At 64.0% G+C, this 17,752-nt stretch carries 19 protein-coding genes; 15 read left to right on the forward strand and 4 right to left on the reverse strand.

Translation table 11 applies throughout. The features are described 5' to 3' along the window. The first annotated feature begins 111 nt into the window (after positions 1-111). The 6 genes from tpiA (at position 112) to AC5ZGW_RS20750 (ending at position 5,926) form a co-directional block, all read left to right on the forward strand. Positions 112-867, forward strand: a complete 756-nt coding sequence (tpiA, locus tag AC5ZGW_RS20725; protein WP_130231962.1) for a triose-phosphate isomerase — start codon at positions 112-114, stop codon at positions 865-867. A 133-nt stretch (positions 868-1,000) separates the two neighbouring features. Further along, positions 1,001-1,396, forward strand: a complete 396-nt coding sequence (secG, locus tag AC5ZGW_RS20730) for a preprotein translocase subunit SecG (protein ID WP_028167524.1) — start codon at positions 1,001-1,003, stop codon at positions 1,394-1,396. A 168-nt stretch (positions 1,397-1,564) separates the two neighbouring features. Next, on the forward strand, positions 1,565-3,196 hold the full coding sequence (gene pyrG / locus AC5ZGW_RS20735) for a CTP synthase (RefSeq protein ID WP_130230370.1): 1,632 nt from the start codon (positions 1,565-1,567) through the stop codon (positions 3,194-3,196). Positions 3,197-3,425: 229 nt separating this feature from the next. Beyond that, positions 3,426-3,752 carry an NIPSNAP family protein gene (locus tag AC5ZGW_RS20740; RefSeq protein ID WP_130230368.1) on the forward strand — a complete coding sequence of 109 codons (327 nt, stop codon included), beginning with the start codon at positions 3,426-3,428 and terminating at the stop codon, positions 3,750-3,752. Positions 3,753-3,846: 94 nt separating this feature from the next. Next, on the forward strand, positions 3,847-4,698 hold the full coding sequence (gene kdsA / locus AC5ZGW_RS20745) for a 3-deoxy-8-phosphooctulonate synthase (protein ID WP_130230366.1): 852 nt from the start codon (positions 3,847-3,849) through the stop codon (positions 4,696-4,698). Between the two features lie 19 nt (positions 4,699-4,717). Then, the gene (locus AC5ZGW_RS20750) at positions 4,718-5,926 is read left to right on the forward strand and encodes an MFS transporter (RefSeq protein ID WP_130230364.1); all 1,209 of its coding nucleotides are present in this window, start codon (positions 4,718-4,720) and stop codon (positions 5,924-5,926) included. 103 nt (positions 5,927-6,029) lie between these two features. Here AC5ZGW_RS20750 and queF read toward each other — a convergent pair whose 3' ends face one another. Together queF and AC5ZGW_RS20760 are read right to left on the reverse strand one after the other, a co-directional pair. Continuing rightward, complete coding sequence (gene queF, locus AC5ZGW_RS20755; protein ID WP_130230362.1) at positions 6,030-6,482, reverse strand: preQ(1) synthase; 453 nt, start codon at positions 6,480-6,482, stop codon at positions 6,030-6,032. A 113-nt stretch (positions 6,483-6,595) separates the two neighbouring features. Further along, the gene (locus tag AC5ZGW_RS20760) at positions 6,596-7,597 is read right to left on the reverse strand and encodes a Vgb family protein (protein WP_130230360.1); all 1,002 of its coding nucleotides are present in this window, start codon (positions 7,595-7,597) and stop codon (positions 6,596-6,598) included. 167 nt (positions 7,598-7,764) lie between these two features. On the opposite strand from AC5ZGW_RS20760, the gene eno reads away from it, so the two are divergent. From eno to AC5ZGW_RS20805, 9 genes are all read left to right on the forward strand, one after another. Then, positions 7,765-9,048 (forward strand): phosphopyruvate hydratase, encoded by a 1,284-nt coding sequence (gene eno / locus AC5ZGW_RS20765; protein ID WP_130230358.1) that lies wholly within the window; start codon positions 7,765-7,767, stop codon positions 9,046-9,048. Between the two features lie 191 nt (positions 9,049-9,239). Beyond that, complete coding sequence (locus AC5ZGW_RS20770) at positions 9,240-10,376, forward strand: zinc-binding dehydrogenase (RefSeq protein WP_130230356.1); 1,137 nt, start codon at positions 9,240-9,242, stop codon at positions 10,374-10,376. Positions 10,377-10,604: 228 nt separating this feature from the next. After that, entirely contained in the window at positions 10,605-11,156 is a 552-nt protein-coding gene (locus tag AC5ZGW_RS20775; RefSeq protein WP_130230354.1) for an NADPH-dependent FMN reductase, read from the forward strand. A gap of 44 nt (positions 11,157-11,200) precedes the next feature. Beyond that, a complete protein-coding gene (locus tag AC5ZGW_RS20780) occupies positions 11,201-11,518 on the forward strand; it encodes an FtsB family cell division protein (protein WP_130230352.1) in 318 nt (105 codons plus the stop codon). Positions 11,519-11,774: 256 nt separating this feature from the next. Then, positions 11,775-12,809: a GAF domain-containing protein gene (locus AC5ZGW_RS20785; RefSeq protein WP_496113955.1), complete on the forward strand. Its 1,035-nt coding sequence runs from the start codon at positions 11,775-11,777 to the stop codon at positions 12,807-12,809. A gap of 129 nt (positions 12,810-12,938) precedes the next feature. Next, entirely contained in the window at positions 12,939-14,450 is a 1,512-nt protein-coding gene (locus AC5ZGW_RS20790) for a helicase HerA domain-containing protein (protein WP_130229891.1), read from the forward strand. Between the two features lie 363 nt (positions 14,451-14,813). After that, positions 14,814-15,236: a DUF2721 domain-containing protein gene (locus tag AC5ZGW_RS20795; protein WP_245475074.1), complete on the forward strand. Its 423-nt coding sequence runs from the start codon at positions 14,814-14,816 to the stop codon at positions 15,234-15,236. Positions 15,237-15,360: 124 nt separating this feature from the next. After that, positions 15,361-15,681 carry an ArsR/SmtB family transcription factor gene (locus AC5ZGW_RS20800; RefSeq protein ID WP_130229889.1) on the forward strand — a complete coding sequence of 107 codons (321 nt, stop codon included), beginning with the start codon at positions 15,361-15,363 and terminating at the stop codon, positions 15,679-15,681. 11 nt (positions 15,682-15,692) lie between these two features. Next, a complete protein-coding gene (locus AC5ZGW_RS20805; RefSeq protein WP_283813329.1) occupies positions 15,693-16,076 on the forward strand; it encodes a VOC family protein in 384 nt (127 codons plus the stop codon). A 159-nt stretch (positions 16,077-16,235) separates the two neighbouring features. On the opposite strand, the gene AC5ZGW_RS20810 is transcribed toward AC5ZGW_RS20805, so the two are convergent. After that, entirely contained in the window at positions 16,236-17,177 is a 942-nt protein-coding gene (locus AC5ZGW_RS20810; protein ID WP_130229887.1) for a PDR/VanB family oxidoreductase, read from the reverse strand. Beyond that, positions 17,174-17,752 carry an MOSC domain-containing protein gene (locus tag AC5ZGW_RS20815; protein ID WP_130229892.1) on the reverse strand — a complete coding sequence of 193 codons (579 nt, stop codon included), beginning with the start codon at positions 17,750-17,752 and terminating at the stop codon, positions 17,174-17,176. Before AC5ZGW_RS20815 ends, AC5ZGW_RS20810 begins: the two co-directional genes overlap by 4 nt.

Consider the following 17,752-nt stretch of genomic DNA (forward strand, 5'->3'; position numbering starts at 1 on the left):
ACCGCGCGAAACTACTTCGCCGTTGTCACCATTGCCGCTACTCTGCTCTGGATAAGGTAACTGTCCACACGACCTAGCGCATGTCGACCACCATTTCTCGGGAATCCTGCCATGACCGACGCCATCCGGCCGCTGATCGCCGGCAATTGGAAAATGAACGGCCTGAAAGCCTCCATCGGCGAATTCGACGCCATGCTGGCGGGGGCCGGCGCGCTGGCCGGCAAGGCCGATCTCCTGGTCTGCCCGCCGGCGACCTTGATTGCCGCTTTCGCCGACAAGGCCCGTGGCTCGAAGGTCGTGGTCGGGGCCCAGGATTGCCATCCCAAGGCCTCCGGAGCCCATACCGGGGACATCTCGGCGGAAATGCTGGCGGATGCCGGCGCCAGCGCCATCATCGTCGGCCATTCCGAGCGCCGCGCCGACCATGGCGAGACCGATGCGCTGGTCCGCCAGAAGGCCGAAGCTGCCTGGCGCGCAGGCCTCACCGCGATCGTCTGCATCGGCGAGACCCGCGAGCAGCGCGATGCCGGGCGGGCGCTGGATGTCTGCGGCACCCAGCTCAAGGGCTCGCTGCCGGACGGTTCGACCGCGGCCAATTTGGTGGTCGCCTACGAGCCGGTCTGGGCGATCGGTACCGGGCTGACCCCGACGGTGCAGGATGTCGAGCAAGTTCATAAGTTTATCCGGGGGTTCTTGACGGAACGCTTCAAAGGAGAGGGCGTAAATGTCCGGATTCTCTATGGCGGCTCCGTAAAACCCTCGAATGCGGCCGAGCTATTGGGCGTTGCCAATGTCAACGGCGCGTTGGTCGGCGGTGCCAGCCTGAAGGCAGCCGATTTCCTTGCGACCGCGGCGGGCGCTCCCTAGCTAGATTGCGGCGGTTATTGGGGTGGCGTTGCCGGTCCCGATCGTGTAACACCGCGCAACTTCAGGAAAACCCGCTGATAGCCGTGTGAGCCGCCGGAACCCGGCGCTTCTAGGCTTGCGACGGAAGGTCACAATGCAGACTGTCGTCATCGTCATCCACCTCATGATCGTCGCCGTGATGATCGGGGCCGTGCTGCTGCAGAAATCCGAGGGCGGCGGCCTTGGCATGGGTGGGGGGGCGGGCTTCATGTCGAGCCGCGGCACCGCGAACCTGCTGACGCGGACCACCGCGGTCCTGGCGGTATTGTTCTTTGCGACCAGCCTGTTTCTGTCCTGGCATGCCGGCCTCAGCCGCCAGCCGACCTCTGTCCTCGGCACCGGCGCCCCGGCGCCGACGCAGCAGCCCGCGGGCGGCGCGCCGATCACGCCGCCGACCTCGGGCGGCATCCTGGATTCCCTGAAGAAGGCCGACGAACAGCAGGGCCAGCAGGCCCCCGCCGGCGGCCCGCAGGCGCCGCGCTCGCAATAATGCGGGGTGGCTATGCAGGGTGCAGGACTGGCATCCTCCGTCAGGAATCGCCATTAACGCTCTGACTAAGCAGTAAAATTCACGTCACTCACAGCCCGGCAACAAGTTTGCCGGGAGGACACGAATCATTTTGGCGAATCGCCCTCGTCGAGATAGAGGTTAGGCCCCATGGCGCGGTACATATTCATCACCGGCGGCGTGGTCTCCTCACTCGGCAAGGGTCTGGCTTCAGCGGCACTCGGTGCCCTGCTGCAGGCACGCGGGTACAAGGTCCGCCTCCGCAAGCTCGATCCTTATCTCAACCTCGATCCCGGAACGATGTCGCCGTACCAGCACGGCGAAGTGTTCGTGACCGACGACGGCGCCGAGACCGATCTCGATCTCGGCCATTACGAGCGCTTCACCGGACGGCCGGCGACCAAGGCCGACAACATCACCACCGGGCGCATCTACCAGGACATCATCTCGAAGGAACGGCGCGGCGATTATCTCGGCGCCACCATCCAGGTGGTCCCGCACGTGACCAACGCGATCAAGGAATTCGTGCTCGACGGCAACGACGCCTATGATTTCGTCCTGGTCGAGATCGGCGGCACGGTGGGCGACATTGAGGGGCTGCCGTTCTTCGAGGCGATCCGTCAGCTCAAGAATGAATTGCCGCGCGATCATGCGGTCTACATTCATCTGACGCTTTTGCCGTACATCCCAAGTGCGGGCGAGCTCAAGACAAAGCCGACCCAGCATTCGGTGAAGGAACTACGCTCGATCGGCATCCAGCCGGATATCCTGCTCTGCCGCACCGACCGCGAGATTCCGAAGGAGGAGCGGCGCAAGCTCGGGCTGTTCTGCAACGTGCGCGAAAGTGCCGTGATCGAGGCGCGCGACGTCGACAACATCTATGCCGTGCCCGAGGCCTATCACGCCGCCGGCCTCGACGACGAGGTGCTGGCCGCGTTCGGGATCGCGCCGAAGATTCCACCGGCGCTGCAGAGCTGGCACGTCATCAACGAGCGCGTCCGCAATCCCGAGGGCGCCGTGACGATCGCGATCGTCGGCAAATATACCGGGATGAAGGATGCCTATAAGTCGCTGATCGAGGCGCTCTCCCATGGCGGCATCGCCAACAAGGTGAAGGTCAATCTCGACTGGATCGAGAGTGAGGTGTTCGAGAACGAGGATCCCGCGCCGTTCCTCGAGCACGTCAACGGCATCCTGGTGCCCGGCGGCTTTGGCCAGCGCGGCGCGGAAGGGAAAATCCGGGCGGCGCAATTCGCCCGCGAGCGCGACGTGCCGTATTTCGGCATCTGCTTCGGCATGCAGATGGCGGTGATCGAGGCCGCGCGCAATCTGGTCGGCATCGAGCAGGCCAATTCCACCGAATTCGGCCCGACGCCTGAGCCCTTGGTTGGCCTGATGACGGAATGGCTGCGCGGCAACGAACTGGAGAGGCGGTCGCAGGCTGGCGATCTCGGCGGCACCATGCGGCTCGGCGCGTATCCGGCAGTCCTCAAGCGCGGCAGCCGCGTCTCCGAAGTCTATGGCGGCGCCACCGAAATCTCCGAGCGCCATCGCCACCGCTACGAGGTCAATACCGCCTACAAGGACCGGCTCGAGCAGCACGGCCTGCGCTTCTCGGGTCTGTCACCCGACGGCGTATTGCCGGAGATCGTCGAATACGAGGACCATCCCTGGTTCATCGGTGTGCAATTCCACCCCGAATTGAAGTCGCGCCCGTTCGAGCCGCATCCGCTCTTTGCCTCGTTCATCCAGGCGGCGATGGCGCAATCGCGGCTGGTCTAGGCCGTCATTCCGGGATGCGCCGAAGGCGCAGGCCCGGAATCTATCGGGCCGCAGATTACATGGACAAATGGATTCCGGGCTCGCGCAGCGCGCGCCCCCGAATGACAGGCGTAGGGTGGCATAGTTATGCGCGCGCCGCTGCGGGGCGTGCATGGCCCGATCAAGACAGTCTTCCTGGTAGCGGCTATAACTGCCACGCCAAGCACACAAGAATAGGGAGGACTGCCGAATGATCTATGAGACCCGCATCTATCGCTGCCTGCCGGGCCGGCTGCCGGCACTGCTCAAGCGCTTCGACACCATCACGCTCAAGCTGTGGGAGAAGCACGGTATCAAGCAGGTCGGTTTCTTCACAACGCTGGTCGGCGAATCCAATCAGGAGCTGACCTACATCCTGGCTTGGGAATCGCTTGCCGATCGCGAAAAGAAATGGACGGCGTTCCAGACCGATCCGGAGTGGATTTCGGCGCGGGCCAAGACCGAAGAGGATGGCCAGATCGTCGGCAATATCGTCAACCAGTTGCTGGTGCCGACCACATTCTCCGCGCTGAAGTGAGACTCAGTGCAACCCTGATATTCCCGGGGGCAATACGGGTTGATCCTGGTGTCGCGGATCGGCATGGTCCGCGCGAAACGGAAAGGACACACCCTTGAACGCCAAGATCTCGGCGGCTCCCATCGTCAATGTCGGCCCGGTCAAGTTCGGCAACGATCTGCCGATCTCAATCATCGCCGGGCCGTGCCAGCTCGAGAGCCGGGCGCATGCGCTGGAGGTAGCCAGCGCGCTGAAGGAGATCGCAGGTCGGCTGAACGTTGGGCTGGTCTACAAGACGTCTTTCGACAAGGCCAACCGCACCAGCGCATCCGCCGCGCGCGGCATCGGGCTGGCGCAGGCGCTGCCGATCTTTGCCGAGATCCGGTCCTCGCTCGGCCTGCCTGTCCTGACCGACGTGCACGAGCCCGCGCAATGCGCGGAGGTTGCGCCGGCGGTCGACGTGCTGCAGATTCCGGCCTTCCTCTGCCGGCAGACCGATCTGCTGCTTGCGGCCGCCGCAACCGGAAAGGTCGTCAACGTCAAGAAGGGCCAGTTCCTGGCGCCGTGGGACATGGCCAACGTGGTTGCAAAACTCACTAGCGCCGACAACCCGAACGTGCTGGTGACCGAGCGCGGCGCGTCCTTTGGCTACAACACGCTGGTCTCCGACATGCGCGCGCTGCCGATCCTCGCGCGCACCACCGGCGCGCCTGTTATCTTTGACGCCACCCATTCGGTGCAGCAACCGGGCGGGAAGGGGGCATCCTCGGGCGGCGAGCGCGAATTCGTCCCCGTGCTGGCGCGCGCGGCCGTTGCGGTCGGCGTTGCCGGCGTCTTCATCGAGACCCATCCCGATCCCGATCGCGCCCCATCCGACGGGCCGAACATGGTGCCGCTCCGCGAGTTCGAGGGGCTGGTCAGGACGCTGATGCAATTCGACGCGCTGGCCAAGAAGGCGGCGCGTTGAGCGGGCGGGTGCGAAACGCGTGACCGCAACTGGCCGCCTGCCGCCGGCGCTCAACATCATTGCGATCGCGACCTTTGCCGCGAGTCTTTCGGCGCGTGCGCTCGATCCGGTGCTTCCGCATGTCGCCGACGAGTTCAGCGTCAGCATCGCCACCGCCGCAAGTTTTGCCGCGGTGTTCGCCTTCACCTTCGCCATCGTCCAACCGCTGCTGGGCGCCGCCGCCGACCTGTTCGGCAAGGCGCGGCTGATGATCATCTGTCTCGTGCTGCTCGGGCTCGCCAACATTCTCGGCGCGCTGTCGACATCCTTCTCGATGCTGTTCGCCACTCGCATCCTCGCCGGCATCGGCTCCGGCGGCGTGTTTCCGATCGCGCTCGGCCTGACCAGCGATCTCGTGGCGCCCGACAAGCGGCAGGTCGCAATCGGGCGGACGCTTGCGGGCGCCATGACCGGCAACCTGCTGGGCGCTTCGGCCTCCGGCCTGATCGGCGATTTTCTCGGCTGGCGCGGCGTGCTCGCCGTGCTCGGCGCCCTCGTCGTTCTAGCTTCGCTTGCGGTGCTCGCCGGCTTCCGTGGCGCGAAGCTCGCGCATCCGCCCAAGACGAGCTTTTCCGCTTTGAAGCAGGGCTACCGCACCATCTTCACCAATCCAAACGCGCCCGTCTGCTATTCCGCAGTCTTCATCGAAGGCTGCTGCGTGCTCGGGCTGTTTCCATTCGTGGCGTCGTTCCTGTTCGATCTCGGTGAAACTTCGCTGTCGATCGCGGGCATCGTCATCGCGGGGTTCGCGGTGGGCGGGCTGTTCTACACCATGACCGTATCGCGCTTTCTGCCACGGCTCGGCGTCAAGGGCATGATGATCGCAGGCGCGACGCTGGTCGCCGTCCAGCTAGTGGCCGTCGCGTTCAGTCCCGGCTGGAAGGTGCAGGCGCTGAGCCTGCTGGCGATGGGCTGGGGCTTCTACATGATCCATGGCTGCCTGCAGGTATTCGCCAGCGAGCTGTCGGTGGAGGCGCGCGCGACCGCGATGTCCCTGCATTCGTTCTTTTTCTTCATGGGCCAGACCGTGGGCCCAATCGCCTATGGCTTCGGCCTCGCGCATGCCGGCAAGGTGCCGACCTTGCTCACATCAGCGGCAATCATGATCGCGCTGGGACTGGCCTGCGCCAAATTGCTGAAGCAGAGGATTCCGGCGGACGCCGCGGGGCGCCCTGACGTCGCGGCGTAGAGCATGATGAGATCAGGTCGAATTGCATCGGCGATGGATGCTGCGCTCCCTCTCCCGCAAGCGGCAGAGGGAGTCCGAGCTATTGCGCGGAGACAGTCCCGATTCAGCCCCGCCCGCGGTAGGGCGCGACGCCCTGGTCGGGCACCCACACGCCTTTGGGCAGACGGCCGGTCTGGAAGAATACGTCGATCGGAATGCCGCCGCGCGGATACCAGTAGCCGCCGATGCGGAGCCATTTCGGCTTGATCTCGCTTGCGATCCGCTTGCCGATCATCACCGTGCAGTCCTCGTGGAAGGCGCCGTGATTGCGGAAGCTCGCGGCGTAGAGCTTCAGCGATTTGGACTCGAGCAGCCAGCGGCCCGGCACGTAGTCGATCACCAGATGCGCGAAATCCGGCTGGCCCGTCACCGGGCAGATCGAGGTGAATTCCGGCACGGCGAACCGCACCAGGTAATCGGTGCCTACCTGCGGATTGGGCACGCGGTCGAGCACGGCCTTGTCCGGGGTGTCGGGCCATTTGACGGCACGGCCGAGCTGCAGGGATCTTTGCGCCATGAAATCTGTCCTTCGGGGAGCGCTGACATGGACGCAAGCGAGGTTGTTCGTCAACCGTCAAGGGGAGGGCGCAGGCGCGTCAGATCGCCGACGAGCACCGGCAGGTTTGCGTCCTATGCCGGCGCCGTCGTTTGAATCATGACGAGACGGTCGTTGCCGGATTCGCCGCCCCAGGTCTCGCCCGGCCGGCCGTCGAGCTGCCGCACATTCGCGCCGGGCTTGTCGCTCGGGAACGAGCGAAACGTCTCCGTCACCGGATCGAAGCGCACGATCGCGTTCGCCGAGAAATCGGTGAGCCAGACCTTGTCCTTGTCATCGACATAGACCGCATAGGTGCGCGGATTCTCGCCCGGCAGTTTCCAGGCCTTCCAGGAGCCCTCGGCGGGATCGTGCATCGACACCTGGCCGCTGTTCCATTCGCTGATCCACAGGCGGCTCCGTGAATCCGACCAGATCCGCCGCGCGCCTTGCTTGGGCGTCGGCGGCTCGACTACGCTCGCTCGCCCTGTCGCGAGATCGATCCGGGCGATGTGGCTCCCTGCGAGCGAGGCGTACCAGACATCGCCCTTCGGCGTGACCGTGATGCCGTAGGGGCCGACGCCTCTCGGCGCCTCGAATATCTTCATCTCACCGGATTTGGGATCGAGCCGGCCATAGTAGCCGGACTGACCGGTGAACCAGTAGATTCCGCTTTTATCGAACACGCCGGTATTGAGGTTGGCATAGGCGAATTTTTCGGGCAGCGGAAACAGCCTCACTTTGTGATCGTCGGGGTCGACACGGGCGATCGCATTCTGCCCACCTTCGGTGATCCATGGCGCGCCATCCGGGCCGAGGATGGCCCCGTGAGGTGCGGCGCCCTGTCCGAGATCGATCAGCTTGTAGGCGCCGTTCCGCGGATCGAGTCGGCCGAGCTTCCCATTGCGTTGTCCGCAGAACCAGATCGTGCCGTCAGGGGCGGGCGTGACGTCGCGCGAACCCATTCCGCGGGCTACCGGGAAATATTTCACCGGGAACGCGCCCGCCTGAGGCTCTTGGGCGCGGGCCCCGCGCAACACTGTGGGCGTGGCCAAGATTGCGGCGGCGCTCGAAGCGAGAAACTTGCGACGATTCATTGCGTTACCCCGGCTTTGTGAAACAATGGGTTGAAACGCGAAGATCAGCATAAACCTACCACATTGCCGCGTCAGATGCGTGCCAAAGCGTGAGCGTTCACATTTGCCTGCTTGCCGTGTATGACGCAGCGCATCCGACCAGAACCACACCTGAGGAAGTGCACATCATGACCGCTATCGTCGACATCATCGGCCGCGAAATTCTCGACAGCCGCGGCAATCCCACGGTCGAGGTCGATGTGGTGCTGGAAGACGGTGCGGTGGGCCGCGCCGCGGTGCCGTCGGGCGCCTCCACCGGGGCGCATGAGGCCGTCGAGCTGCGCGACGGCGACAAGGCGCGCTATCTCGGCAAGGGCGTGCAGAAGGCGATCGGCGCCGTCAACGGCGAGATATTCGAGGCGCTCAGCGACCACGCGGTCGAGGACCAGGTCCGGATCGACCAGATCATGATCGAGCTCGACGGCACGCCGAACAAGAGCCGGCTTGGTGCCAACGCCATCCTCGGCGTCTCGCTCGCCTGCGCCAAGGCGGCCGCCGAATCCTTCGACATGCCGCTCTATCGTTATGTCGGCGGCACCTCGGCGCGGACCTTGCCGGTGCCGATGATGAACATCATCAATGGCGGCGTGCATGCCGACAACCCGATCGACTTCCAGGAATTCATGATCCTGCCGGTCGGCGTGGAAACCTTCGCCGACGCGCTGCGCTGCGGCTCGGAAATCTTCCACACGCTGCGCGGCGAATTGAAGAAGGCCGGCCACAACACCAATGTCGGCGACGAGGGCGGCTTCGCGCCGAACCTGCCGACCGCGGACGCTGCGCTCGATTTCATCATGAACGCGATCGGCAAGGCCGGCTACAAGGCCGGCGATGACGTCATGCTCGGGCTCGACTGCGCCTCCACCGAATTCTTCAAGGACGGCAAGTACGTCTATGGCGGCGAGAACAAGACGCGCTCGCGCTCCGAGCAGGCGAAATATCTCGCCGATCTGGTTTCGCGCTATCCGATCGTCACCATCGAGGACGGCATGTCCGAAGACGACATGGAGGGCTGGAAGGAGCTGACCGATCTGATCGGCGGCAAGTGCCAGCTCGTCGGCGACGATCTCTTCGTCACCAATGTGACGCGGCTTGCCGACGGCATCAAGAATGGTCGCGCCAACTCGATCCTGATCAAGGTGAACCAGATCGGCACGCTCACGGAGACGCTTGCCGCGATCGAGATGGCGAACAAGGCCGCGTACACCTCGGTGATGTCGCACCGTTCCGGCGAGACGGAAGACTCCACCATCGCCGATCTCGCGGTCGCTACAAATTGCGGACAGATCAAGACCGGCTCGCTGGCGCGCTCCGACCGGACCGCGAAGTACAATCAGCTCTTGCGCATCGAGCAGCAGCTCGGCAAGCAGGCGAAGTACGCGGGCAGGGCGGCCTTCAAGGCGTTGGCATAACGCTGATCGCGAACGTCGACCTGGTCTCGTAGCCCGGGTGGAGCGGAGCGCAACCCGGGACCGCGGCCTCAACGTTCACCAGCGGCCCCCGGGTTACGCTTGCGCTCCACCCGGCGCAGCGTCGGCCCTTGTTTGTTGCGGCCGGCCCGCCTAACTGAAGGCGGCCGGACAACAGGCAAGGGAGGGGTACGATGGCATCCGACGGCAAGACTGGGCTTCAGCTTCGTTCGTTGATCAAGAAGAGCGGCGAGCTGGAAATTTCGCTTGTAGAGGTGCCAACCCCCGAACCCGGCCCGGACGAGATCGTGGTCCGCGTCGAGGCCACGCCGATCAATCCGTCCGACCTCGGGCTCCTGATCGGCCCTGCCGACCTCTCGACCGCCAAGACTTCCGGTACCAAGGAATTTCCGGTTATCTCCGCCAAAGTGCCGCAAGCGGCGCTTGGCGGGCTTGCGGCGCGGCTCGACCAGTCGATGCCGGTCGGCAACGAAGGCGCCGGCGTCGTCGTGAAGACCGGATCGTCTGACGCGGCGAAGGCGCTGCTCGGCAAGACGGTCGCGCTACTCGGCGGCGCGATGTATGCGCAATATCGGCTGGCGCGGGCGAAGGACGTGCTGGTGCTGCCCGAGGGCACCACGGCTGCGGAAGGCGCCTCCTGCTTCGTCAATCCGCTGACGGCGCTCGGCATGACCGAGACCATGCGGCGCGAGGGCCACAAGGCGCTGGTGCATACCGCGGCCGCCTCCAATCTCGGCCAGATGCTGAACAAGATCTGCCTCAAGGACGGCATTCCCCTGGTCAACATCGTGCGCAACAAGGCGCAGGCCGACATCCTGCACAAGATCGGCGCCAAGTACGTCGTCGATTCCTCCGCGCCGACATTTATCGACGATCTCACCAATGCGCTGGTCGAGACTGGCGCCACCATCGCGTTCGATGCGATCGGCGGCGGCAAGCTCGCCGGCCAGATCCTCAATGCGATGGAAATCGCGATCAGCAAGACCGCCAAGGAATACAGCCGCTACGGCTCGGCCGTGCACAAGCAGGTCTATGTCTATGGCAGCCTCGACACCGGACCGGTCGAATTGCCGCGCGGCTTCGGCATGGCGTGGGGTGTCGGTGGCTGGCTCCTGACCTATTTCCTGCAGAAGCTGCCGCCGGCGGATTTCGCAAGGTTGCGTCAGCGTGTGGTCGACGAACTCAAAACGACCTTTGCAAGCCACTACACGCAGGTGGTGTCGCTGCCGGAAGCGCTGTCGCTTTCCAACATCGCCATCTATGCCAAGCGCGCAACCGGCGAGAAATTCCTGATCAATCCGAATAAGTAGCGTCGTAGCCCGGGTGAAGCGCCAGCGTAACCCGGGACCGTCCTAGACGTTGATGCAGATGCCCCGGGTTGCGCGTTCCGCTCCACCCGGGCTACGGGCGCCACATTTCCGGCCAGGCTCATTTCCGCGAACGCTGTGTTTCCGCAATTGCATGTTCCATGCACTTGCATTCTTTTCGGCGTGGCGGCTTAAGTCCCCCGTCGAACTCCTCGATCAAAGGGAAACCAAATGGCCTACACCGTCGTCACCATCGCAGGCAGCCTGCGCAAGGAGAGCTTCTCGCTGAAGATCGCTCGCGCGCTTGCCAAGCTTGCGCCGTCCTCGCTGAAGCTCGACGTCATCACGCCAGCCGGCATTTCCTTCTTCAACCAAGACCTGGAGGCCAACCCTCCGGCCGACTGGCTGGCGTTCCGGGAGAAGCTGCAGCAGTCGAACGGCATCCTGTTCGTGACGCCGGAATACAATCGCTCGATCCCGGGCGTGCTGAAGAACGCCATTGATGTCGGCTCGCGCCCCTATGGCAAGAGCTCGTTCAACGGCAAGCCGGTCGGCATCGTCAGCAATTCGCCGGGGCCGCTCGGCGGCGTGTTGGCCGCCAAGCACCTGCAGAACATTCTTCCGGGGATTACGGGGGCGATCCTGCAGCAGCCGGAGATCTATCTGAATGCGATCGGCGACGCCTTCGACGCCAATGGCGAGGTCACCAAGGACGCGCTGCGGCAGGTGCTGCAGCAGTATATCGACGCGTTCGCGGCCCACGTTGAAAAGCACAACAAGTGATTTCGTTTTAGGAGTCCATTAACCGCGGCGTCCCAAGCTGCGGCATGGTCTCCCGCACGCGCCTCAAGTCGATCCTGACCGGGCTCGCCCTCTACACGATGGCGGCCCTGATGATCGGCTATTTCGGCGTCAATGCCTATACCGGCAAATACGGCCTGAACGCGCGGCAGGAGCTCGACCAGGAGATCATCGCGCTGACCTCCGAGTTGCAGCGGCTGAAGAAGGAGCGCGCTGAGGGCGAGAAGCGTGTCGCGTTGCTCCGGTCCGAGAGCCTCGACCCCGACATGCTGGATGAGCGCGCCCGCTACCAGCTCGATTACGCCAGCCCGCGCGACCTGGTGCGGATCGGCAGGCCGAACTAGAGCATTTTTCGGTTCTGATTGAATCAGAACCGAAGCTCTAGATTCTTGTTTTGACGCGTTTCTTTACGCGAACCGGCGTCCACCCTCGGATCAAGTCCGAGGGCATGCTTCGCTCGAAAACGCTCTAATTGTCGAGTCGTCCCAACTGCCGTAAGGTGGAAGCGTTTCGAGCGCAGTAGCCCCCGTTGGGGCAAAAAGAACGCATCAAACGCCGGCGAGCCCCGCGATGGCGGTCCAGCTCCTACCGTGACTGACTTTGACGAAGGTCAAGCAAGCCATGGTCCGCAGGCCCTATATTATTGGGTTAAGGGAGGAGTATCAGCGGGATGAAGAGCTCAAGCTCGCTCATCATGCGGCCCGTGTCGAAGCCGCGATCGAATCCGGCCAGGCCGCGCGATCCGCGCTGGTGGCGTCATGGCGACGGTCTTCCCGATTGCATCAGCTTGATCCCGCCGGCACACGGCCGCCGCAACGGCTGACCGAGGCTGAGTTCCAACAGGCGCGGGAGCGCATCGCGCCGCTATTGCGCGCGGCGCAAGCCAGCATGGATCGGCTGTACCAGGCCGTGGGCGCCGCCGGCTGTTGCGTGCTGCTCGCCAATCACGATGGTATTCCGCTGGAACGGCGCGGGCATGCGGCTGATGATTCCACCTTCGAGGAGTGGGGCTTGTGGACGGGGGCGATCTGGAACGAGGAGCATGAGGGTACCAATGGGATCGGCACCTGCCTGATCGAGCAGCGCGTCCTGACCATTGACCGCGAACAGCATTTCTTCACCCGCAACACGCTGCTGAGCTGCACCGCGGCCCCGATCTATGACGAGCATGCAAGGCTCGTCGGCGTGCTCGATGTGTCCTCGTGCCGCGCCGACCGCACTGATGCCTTTGCCAGCCTGATTGCGCTCGCGGCGGGCGAAGCGGCGCGGCGGATCGAGGCCGAGCTGTTCCGCAACGCCTTTGCGAATGCCCGGATCGTGCTGACCCCGCCGACCGAGGCCAATGGCGGCGGCTTGCTCGCGATCGACAGCGACGACCTCGTGATCGGCGCCACGCGTTCGGCGCGGCTCGCCCTGGGTATCCCGCCCGACCGCGCACTCCGGCCGGTTCCGGCCGCCGACCTGCTCGATGGCCGGGCAGGGCGCTGCGAGCACCTCGGCGACGCGCAGCGTGCGGCCCTGCAGCGGGCGCTGGCGCGGGCACAGGGCAATGTCTCGGCCGCGGCGAAGGCGCTCGGCGTCAGCCGCGCCACCTTGCACCGCAAGCTGAAGCGCTTCGACCTCAAGAGGCATTAAGGCGGAACCGCGCGATTCGGCGCTGGCGGTGGACGCTGTGTGGAACACGGGATGATTGGCCCTGTGGCGCTCGACGGGCTGTGATCAGGTTGATAAGCCCCTCTCCGCAAGGAGAGTTTGAGTCGGGACATGACCGTTGCGATCGAGATGGGGCACACGACAGCCGGCGCCCCGGCTGTTCTGGATCTCGAGGAATTGCTGGCGACCCGCCTCTTGGTGCAGGGCAATTCAGGCTCCGGCAAATCCCATCTGCTGCGTCGGCTGCTCGAACAGAGTGCCGCCTGGGTGCAGCAGGCCATCATCGACCCCGAAGGCGACTTCGTGACGCTGGCCGATCGTTTCGGTCACCTCGTGATCGATGCCGAGGACCATACCGAGCGCGGCCTGCAGGTTGCCGGCGAGCGGGCGCGCATCCATCGCGTCTCCACGGTACTCAATCTGGAGGGACTGGACGCAGAGAACCAGATGCGCCGCGCCGCCGCCTTCCTCGGCGGACTGTTCGACGTCGAGCGCGACCATTGGTACCCGATGCTTGTGGTGGTGGATGAGGCGCAGCTCTTCGCGCCGGCGATCGCCGGGGAAGTGTCGGACGAAGCGCGCAAGCTCTCGCTCGGCGCCATGACCAACCTCATGTGCCGGGGCCGCAAACGTGGGCTTGCGGGGATCATCGCGACCCAGCGACTTGCCAAGCTCGCCAAGAACGTCGCGGCCGAGGCCTCCAATTTCCTCATGGGCCGGACTTTCCTTGATATCGACATGGCGCGTGCCGCCGATCTTCTCGGCATGGAGCGGCGGCAGGCGGAGGCCTTCCGGGACCTGGAGCGCGGACAATTCATGGCGCTGGGTCCGGCACTGTCCCGCCGTCCGCTGGGGCTGCGCATTGGCGCGACGGATACCCACGCGCGCAATGCGACGCCGCGCCTGCTGCCGCTGCCGGAAGCGACGCTGGAAGATGCGCGCGCCGTGATCCTGGCGGCGCCGCCGCCCGAGGCTGGCCGGCCGCAGCGCCGGCCGGCGCCGGATCTTCTCGAGCAACTCAGGGCGGCGAAGTCCGCGGTCCCGGATATCAGCCCCGAGGCGATCGAGCTGCCAATCAGCGACGAGGAGCTGGCCGAGCGGCGCGAGCAGGTGGACCGGATCCTGAGCGCGGTCCTGGCAGAGCCCGATGCGGGCTTCCGCGCCATCGGCGTGCTCTATCAGGAGTTCGTGGTCCGCTGCCGGATCGAGGGTCTCGGTTCGGCCGTGCCGGATCTGAATGACTTCCGCCGCATGCTGACGCGCGCCCGCGCCGGGCTCGGCTCCGATCTGGTCGAGGATGACGCATGGCAGGATGTCTCGCTTCGCGCCTCCATTTTGCCGGAGGATATGCAGGGCGTCTTCATGATGATCGCTCGCGCGGCGAAGGAGGGCTGGCCGTGCCCCAGCGATGCAGCGATCGCGCGCGCCTATGGCTCACACTCGCTCCGCCGCGCCCAGCGTCTGCTGACCTATATCGAGGATCAGGGCCTGATCGTCTGTCAGCTTGACGGTGCAGGTCGGCGGATCGTGACGCTCGTCGAACTGGCCTGGGCGACCGCCCCAGGCGACCCGAATGCCGAGGAGCTGCCGGCGGAGCAAAGCTGCAGCACTGCGTCGCTGTGATGCGACGGTCGGGCAGGGCTTTCTTGTCGGCCCCCTACCTGATAGTGTGAAGTTATGAGGCTCGATTGGCGACTGCCTTTGAAGGCGGGATACGCTGTTGATTGCGGTTGGGCCTAACCGTCGTACCCGGAATCGGCAGTATCGATTGAAACGGTGAAACTCGTTCGCTGCGAGTAACCTATGGGCAACGTCGGGTTTGCGACACGCGTACCGTTATCGCATGATTTCCACCATCCGGGCATGACCTGGATTCCAGGCGGCACATTCCGGATGGGGACAGACAATTGATGAATGGAAGCATCCTTACGCGCTCTCCTTACTGCCTGTCGAACGATGCAAGGTGTAGCGGATTTGATGCCAGTCATGCCTTCGGTCGACCAACTCGGTCGTATCATCGCCACTGTCGCAGCTCCGGCGTTCCTTCTTGGAGCCGTCGCCGCCTTTATCTCTGTGCTCGTTTCCCGGATCAACCGGATCATCGATCGCGCGCAGTTTATTCACGGCATTCCTGACGATGATTCCTCCAAATCATTCCTCAAGGCTGATTTGCCCCGCCTCAAACGGCGGGCCGCGCTTCTGAACAGGGCACTGTTCTGCGCTGTTGTCTCGGGAATTCTCACGGCGCTCATCATCATTGTCGCTTTCGTCAGCGCGATGTTCGATCTGGCGCACGAGTACGGGGTCGCGCTGTTGTTCATCGGCGCGCTCGTCCTGTTTTGCCTGTCTCTGATCGACTTGGCGCGCGAGACGCGAATTTCCCTTCATGACAACGATCTGCGCGGGTAGGCCAAAAGGCATCCTGTCAGCGTCGTTTGCGTAAGCGTAGGCTGCGCGCGTCATCGCGTCACTCAGAGACATATGGCCGCTGTTCCCTTTCGACGCGCAACTTGGCATGCAGTAAAATTGCTGCATGTTGATCTGGGTGGACGACGACCAACTCGACAATGTCTTCAAGGCGCTCGGCGATCCCGTGCGTCGCCGCATCCTTGATCGCTTGGCGAAGCGTCCCGGGCAGTCCTTGTTTGAGATCTGCGCTTCGTTGGTCGCAGAGGATGGCGGAAGCCTGTCGCGACAAACGATCTCGCAGCACCTCGACATGCTGGAGCGGGCTGGGCTGGTCCAGCCGCATTGGAGCGGGCGCACCAAGATGCATAGCTTCGACACTGCGCCTCTGCAGAAAGCAGCCGATGCCTGGCTCAACAAACATCCGAAAAAAGGGAGTGGAACATGAGGATCTATGTCATGAGCGTCTTCGTTGACGATCAGGCCAAAGCCCTGGATTTCTACACGGAGAAGCTGGGCTTCATCGTCAAGCACGACATCCCGCTCGGCGGCGATCATCGCTGGTTGACTGTTGTGTCGAAGGAGGCGCCGGAAGGAACCGAACTCCTGCTTGAGCCGAGTGAGCACCCTGCCGTTAGGCCATACAAATCTGCGCTCGTGAACGATGGGATTCCTGCAGCGTCGTTCAAGGTGGATGATCTCGAAAAGGAATTCGAGCGGTTGCGCCAGCTTGGTGTCGAATTCACGGTACAGCCGATGGATGCTGGCCCCGTCAGAATGGCTGTCTTCGATGATACATGTGGCAATCTCATTCAGCTCGTCGAAATGGTCGACGGAAGGTGAGGGCGGCAACGTCAACGGCGCGGCCTCACATATCGGCTACGGGTCGGAAGCGGCGAAGCCTAGCGCATGTCATACCCGATCTGTCGTCGGCGGCAGGTGTTCGAGCCGGTTCTGGCGACGTCGGGCTCCTTTGACGCGCGTGAAATGAAGGAACCTTCACTACAGCTCCAATGTTACACTCACCCGAGCGCGCGAGACGCATAGCATCAGCCGGTCCTGCCGCTTCGACGTCGGCAACACCTTGTCGCGATGCAGGACAATACCGTCGCGATAGCCACATTCGCAGGAGCCGCAGACGCCCATCTCGCAAGACGACGGCAGCGGGAAATCATGCTCGCGCAGCACATCGAGCAACGACTTGTCCGCAGGCACCAGAATCCGCTGCCCGGTGGACGCCACGGTGGCTTCGAACGGTTCGGGCTTGAAGTTCTCATCCACCGTCATCTGGAAATGTTCGCAGTGAATCTGCTCCTCGGACCATTCCGACAGCGACGACTGCACCGCATCAAGCAGCCGTTGCGGTCCACAGATGTAGACGTGGGTGCCGGGACTGGGCGGACCGATCACCGCCGGATCGAACCGTTCGCCGTGTTTAGAGAACCAGCACTGCAGGTGATTGCCGCAGACCTGCGCCAGTTCAGCGAGCAGCGGCGCCTCCGACGGCGACCTCGCACAATAGTGGAGCGTAAATGCCTTGCCCCACTGCTTCAGGCTGCGCGCCATCGCTAGCAACGGCGTGATGCCGATCCCGCCCGCGATCAGGACATAGCGTTCGCCGTCCGGCGTTAGAGGAAGATTGTTGCGCGGCGCGGAGATGTGGACCTCGCAGCCCTCTCTCAGTGTCTGGTGCGCCCACACCGAGCCGCCACGGCCGTTCGCCTCCCGTTTGATGGCGATCTCGTAGCGCGCGGTGTCGGCCGGATCGCCACACAGGGAGTATTGCCGCGCGCGCCCGTCGGGCAGGCGCATATCCACATGGGCACCCGCGCTCCATTCAGGCAGAGCGGGCCGCAGGGGATGAACGAGCGTCAGATGAATAACGTCCGGTGTCGAGAAGCTCAGCTTCTCGACACGCAGCTTCATGATCAAACGTGCTGTCATGGGCTGAGCAACTCGATCTCGTCGCCTGGGCGGATGATGCCGCCGCGCTCGATGCCGCAGTTCAGTCCGGAGCGATTGTAGAGCGGGAGGAAGACCGGCAGACCCAAAAGCTCTTCCAGGTACTTGCACGGAAAGTTCAGCCGCCCGCCGCGCAGGATCACGTCGCCGACGCGAAAGCGCCGCCCGACGAGATGGTTCAGCGGCACGCCCTTCACTGTCAGATTGCGGCGGTGGTCGCGCGGCTCCAGCGCGATCGGCACCTGTTGCAAGGGAGGATCGTTGCGGGAGATAGCATCCAGCGCTTCCTGCTCGATCAGCGTGACCTCGCGCACATCGGGCTTCGGCGAATAGGTGCCGAGACCGCTATAGTAACGGTCGCCGACGATCCCCCGTCCGACCACGCATTCCGCCTCGGCAAGCTCCTCCATCTCGTAGCTGGCGCTTGGCGCGATGTGGATGTGCAGCAGGACGCCGCGCCACTGCGTGGCGCCGCCGTCTTCGGTGACGGCGATCGAACCTGCGGGATGCGCGAACGCCTCGATCATCTTCGGCGGCGGTCGCTCTGGCGAATGCAT

The organism is Bradyrhizobium sp. Crot121 (genome assembly GCF_059512385.1).